5 protein-coding genes are annotated in these 4,163 nt (G+C 71.4%); 3 read left to right on the forward strand and 2 right to left on the reverse strand.

Annotated elements, in window-relative coordinates; translation table 11 throughout:
• Together AC2W7M_RS20955 and AC2W7M_RS20960 are read right to left on the reverse strand one after the other, a co-directional pair.
• Positions 1–243, reverse strand: a 243-nt coding sequence (locus AC2W7M_RS20955) for a hypothetical protein (RefSeq protein WP_486134610.1), incomplete at its 3' end; no start/stop codon positions are given.
• A gap of 2 nt (positions 244–245) precedes the next feature.
• Positions 246–875: a TetR/AcrR family transcriptional regulator gene (locus AC2W7M_RS20960; RefSeq protein WP_486134612.1), complete on the reverse strand. Its 630-nt coding sequence runs from the start codon at positions 873–875 to the stop codon at positions 246–248.
• Positions 876–1,083: 208 nt separating this feature from the next.
• Between AC2W7M_RS20960 and AC2W7M_RS20965 the strand changes: the two genes are divergently transcribed.
• The 3 genes from AC2W7M_RS20965 to AC2W7M_RS20975 all read left to right on the forward strand — a co-directional run bounded on the left by AC2W7M_RS20965 (position 1,084) and on the right by AC2W7M_RS20975 (position 3,827).
• Entirely contained in the window at positions 1,084–1,794 is a 711-nt protein-coding gene (locus AC2W7M_RS20965) for a sulfate transporter family protein (RefSeq protein ID WP_486134613.1), read from the forward strand.
• 110 nt (positions 1,795–1,904) lie between these two features.
• Positions 1,905–2,795, forward strand: coding sequence for a cation diffusion facilitator family transporter (locus tag AC2W7M_RS20970; protein WP_486134615.1), 891 nt, complete (start codon positions 1,905–1,907; stop codon positions 2,793–2,795).
• 78 nt (positions 2,796–2,873) lie between these two features.
• A complete protein-coding gene (locus AC2W7M_RS20975; RefSeq protein WP_486134617.1) occupies positions 2,874–3,827 on the forward strand; it encodes a glucokinase in 954 nt (317 codons plus the stop codon).
• Positions 3,828–4,163: the final 336 nt, after the last annotated feature.

The following is a 4,163-nucleotide window of genomic DNA, read 5'->3' on the forward strand; positions in this document are numbered from 1 at the left end:
CCCGCGCGGCCTGGCGGCCCCGGCCAGGGCAGGCGCCGCGGCCAGAACGAGCACGGGCAATGCGGGAGCGGCGGCGCGGGCCATGGAGAGGAGAACCTTCTGAAGTGCGGGCGGCGGAAGATGGGAACGAACGGCGGCAATCCCGTGACCATCGGCGCATTCGCCGCGGCAAAGGTGACGCATGAGCTCTGCTTCGGGCTCAGCTTCGGGTGCGGCTGCGCAGGCCGCTGTCAGGGCGGCCATGGTCAGCCCGCCTTCGGTGCCGGCGCGAGCATGCGCACCACCAGGTGGTGCAGCGCCGGCAGCCGCTCCGTAATGGCCCATTCGGGATGCAATTGGTGATTGAGAATGATCCCGTCGCCGAGAACCTGAAGCAGCACCAGCACCTCCTCGAGCGGCAAAGCGGGATCGATCTCGCCGCGCGCCACCGCCTCCTCCAGCGCCGCCATCAGGTGGCCGCGGGTCTCCGCCTCGCACGGCTCCACCGCGTCGCGCAGCGAGGCGTTGCGGATCGCCTCGGCCATGATCTCGGGGCCGAGGGTGGCGGTGGGCAGCGTCTGCTCCTCGAGCAGCAGGCGCAGGCACGCCATCAGCCCGCCGAGGATGGTGGGCGACTTGTAAACCTCGTCGAACACCTTGAGGCGCTCCGCCCGCTCGTCCTCGACAATGGCGGCGATGATCGCCTCCTTGGAGGGGAAGTGGCGGTAGAGCGCCCCGGCGCTCATCCCCGCCTCGGCGCAGATCTTCTGCATGGAGGCGCCGTGGAAGCCGTCGCGGGCGAAGCAGGCCATGGCGGCGGCGAGGATGCGCTGCTGCTGGGGGCTGCGCTTCGACTCGGCCGCTGCTTCCGCGCTGGGGGCGATGAGGAGGGACAAAGCGGACTCCAGACTGCGAATGAACGTTCACTCTCATTACGCCAAAGGCCACGCCCACGCAAGAATGAACGTTCATTCTCAACTCAGGACGCGGGAATCGCCCGCCGGCGCCGATCTGGCCGCAACCCGGCGCCGGGAGGGCATCGCGCCCTTGAGGGCGGGACCGGGAGCGCTTACCTGTGGCCGGAACCGCCACCCGGGACGCGCCATGCTCGCCGCCGCCTTTGAAGCCCTGCGCCAAACCTTCTCGCCCCTCCTGCGAGGGCTGCTGCTCAAGTCCGTCGCCCTCGCTCTGCTGGTGCTGGTGGCGCTCGGCGTCGGCCTGGAGGCGGCGCTGACCCATTTCGTCGACATTCCCACCTATCCCTGGATCGAGACCACGCTCGCCGTGGTGGCCGGGCTCGGGCTGGTGTTCGGCGTGTTCTACCTGGTCCCGGCCGCCTCCTCGCTGGTGGCGGGCTTCTTCGCCGACGACGTCGCGGAGCGGGTGGAGGGCGCGAGCTATCCCGGCGACCGCCGCGGCACGCCGCAGCCCATCCTGCGCTCGCTCGCCTATTCCATCCGCTTCTTCGGCTTGGTGCTGGCGGTCAACCTCGCCGCTTTGATCCTGCTGCTGGTGCCGGGCGTGAACGTGATCGTCTTCTACGTCGCCAACGCCTATCTTCTGTCGCGGGAATATTTCGAGATGGCGGCCATGCGCTACCGCACGCCGGAGGAGGCGCGGGCGCTGCGGCGCGCCCACGCCACCACCATCTTCATCGCCGGCCTGCTGATCTCGCCCATCCTCCTGGTGCCGGTCCTCAACCTCATCACGCCGGTGTTCGGCATGGCCTACATGGTGCACCTGCACCGCCGGCTGGCGCCGCTGCCCGACGCCGGAGCGCCGCGCATCGAAGACAAGGCCGCCGCGGTGTCCTGAGTCTTGGGCCGGGGCGCGGCCATGTTGCACTGCGGCTGAAAGAGGGCTACAGCGCCGGAGCGGGCCGGTGGGGACGGCTCTTCCTCCATCCTGCGCGCCGGGAGGCGAAGATGAAGCGCTCCACGCTGTGGGTAGCGGTGGCCAGCGTCGGCGTCGGCGTCGTGGTGCTCGGCCTCAAGTCCCTCGCCTATCTCGTCACCGGCTCGGTGGCGCTGCTGTCCGACGCGCTCGAAAGCATCATCAACGTCGCCGCCTCGCTGGCGGCGCTGGCGGCGCTCCACATCTCGGCCCAGCCGGCGGACACCAACCATCCCTACGGACACCACAAGGCGGAATACATCTCGGCCGTCATCGAGGGCGTGCTGGTGGTGCTCGCCGCCTTCACCATCATGCGCGAGGCCTATTTCGGCTTCCTCGACCCGCGCCTGCCGGAGCAGCCTCTGAAGGGCATGCTGCTGAACGGCGCCGCCACCGTGCTCAACGCGGTCTGGTGCGTGGTGGTGCTGCGGGTGGGACGGGCCAACCGCTCGCCGGCCCTGATCGCCGACGGCAAGCACATCCTTACCGACGTGGTCACCTCCGCCGGCGTGCTGGCCGGCTTCGTGCTGGTGCCGGTCACCGGCTGGCCGCAGCTCGACCCGCTGCTGGCGGCGCTGGTGGCGCTCAACGTGCTGTGGACCGGCTGGGGCCTGATGCGCGAATCCGTGGGCGGCCTCATGGACGCCGCACCGCCGCCGGACGTGGTGGCGCGCATCCGCGAACTGGTCTCCACCCACGCGGAAGGCGCCATCGAGGCGCACGACCTGCGCACCCGCCATGCCGGGCGCATCACCTTCGTGGAGTTCCACCTGGTGGTGCCGGGCTCCATGACCGTCGCCGCCGCGCACGACATCTGCGACCGCATCGAGCGGGCGCTCGAAAGCGACATGGACGACACCGAAATCACCATCCACGTGGAACCGGAAGGCGAGGCCAAGCATACAGGCGTGGTGGTGCTCTGAGCGCCGCCCGGGGCCGGGGGCATTTGCTTCGGCCCGCCGCGCGATTAAAGTCCGCCTCCCGCTCCCACCGGATTGCCCATGGCCCCCATGCTTCTCCTCGCGGACATCGGCGGCACCACCACGCGCCTCGCCCGCGCCGGTGCCGACGGCCTGCCGTTCGACGTGCGCATCGAGACCAACGATTCCTATGCCGGCCTCGAGGACCTCGTGGGCGCCTATCTTGCCGGCCTCGGCGGCGCCCGGCCGACGCTCGGCGCGTTCGCCGTGGCGGCCCCCGTCGACGGCGAGGAGGTGCGCCTCACCAACCGCGACTGGCGCTTCAGCCGGGCCGGTTTCGCGCGCGCCATGGGCCTCGCCGAACTGGCCGTCGTCAACGACTTCGTGGCGCTCGCTCATGCGGTGCCGCTGCTGACGCGCGAGGACCTGATCGAGGTCGGCGCGGGGCGCGCCTCGCCGGGCGAGCCGATGCTGGTCTGCGGCCCCGGCACCGGCCTCGGCACCGCTGTCCTGCTGCCGCGCCCCGAGGGCAACATCGTGCTCGCCAGCGAAGCCGGCCACATGCGGCTCGGGGCGGTGACGACGGACGAGGCCCGCGTGATCGCCCATCTGGTGCGCGACCTCGGCCCGGTGGCGGTGGAGCACGTGCTCTCCGGCCAGGGCCTGGTGCGTCTCCATCGCATCCTCACCGGCGAGAGCCTCACCACCCACGGCATCATCAAGGCCGCGGTCCACGGCCAGCGCAGCGAACGGGAGACCTGCGACGTGTTCCTGCGCCTGCTCGGCCGGGTGCTGGGCGACCTGGCGCTGGCCTTCGACGCCCGCGGCGGCGTGTTCGTGGCCGGCGGCATCGGCCGCGCCATGGCGCACATGTTCGCGGACAGCCCGTTCCGCGCCGCCTTCGACGACCATCCGCCCTACACCGACCGGCTCACTTTGATGCCGGTCCATGTGGTCATGCACGCCACGCCCGGTTTGCTGGGCGCCGGCCAGGTGGGCCGCGCGCTGCTGGCGGGGCACGCGGCGGCGGGCTGAGCCGTCAGGCCGCCAGCGGGCGTGCCTCCTCGGCGGCGCAGAAGGCCGCCAGCAGATCGACAAGGTCGCGCCCCCGCCGCGCCCGAGATCGTGCCTGGCGCACAAGGCAAGCTCGGTGGGGGCGATGTCAGGCCAGCCTTCGCCCGCCGCGAGCACGCGGTGGTCGGCGGTGATCGCCCGGCGCGGCAGCACGGCGACGCCGAGGCCGCCCTTCAGCGCCGCCTGGATGCCGAGCAGGTCCGAGCTTTCATAGGCGATGCGCCACGCCGCCCGGCGCGCTCCAGCGCATGCACCGCCCGGCCCGCGATAGAGGCAGCCCTGGCGGAAGGCCACCAG

This window comes from Xanthobacter sp. BG11Y11_SDJG, from assembly GCF_057364445.1.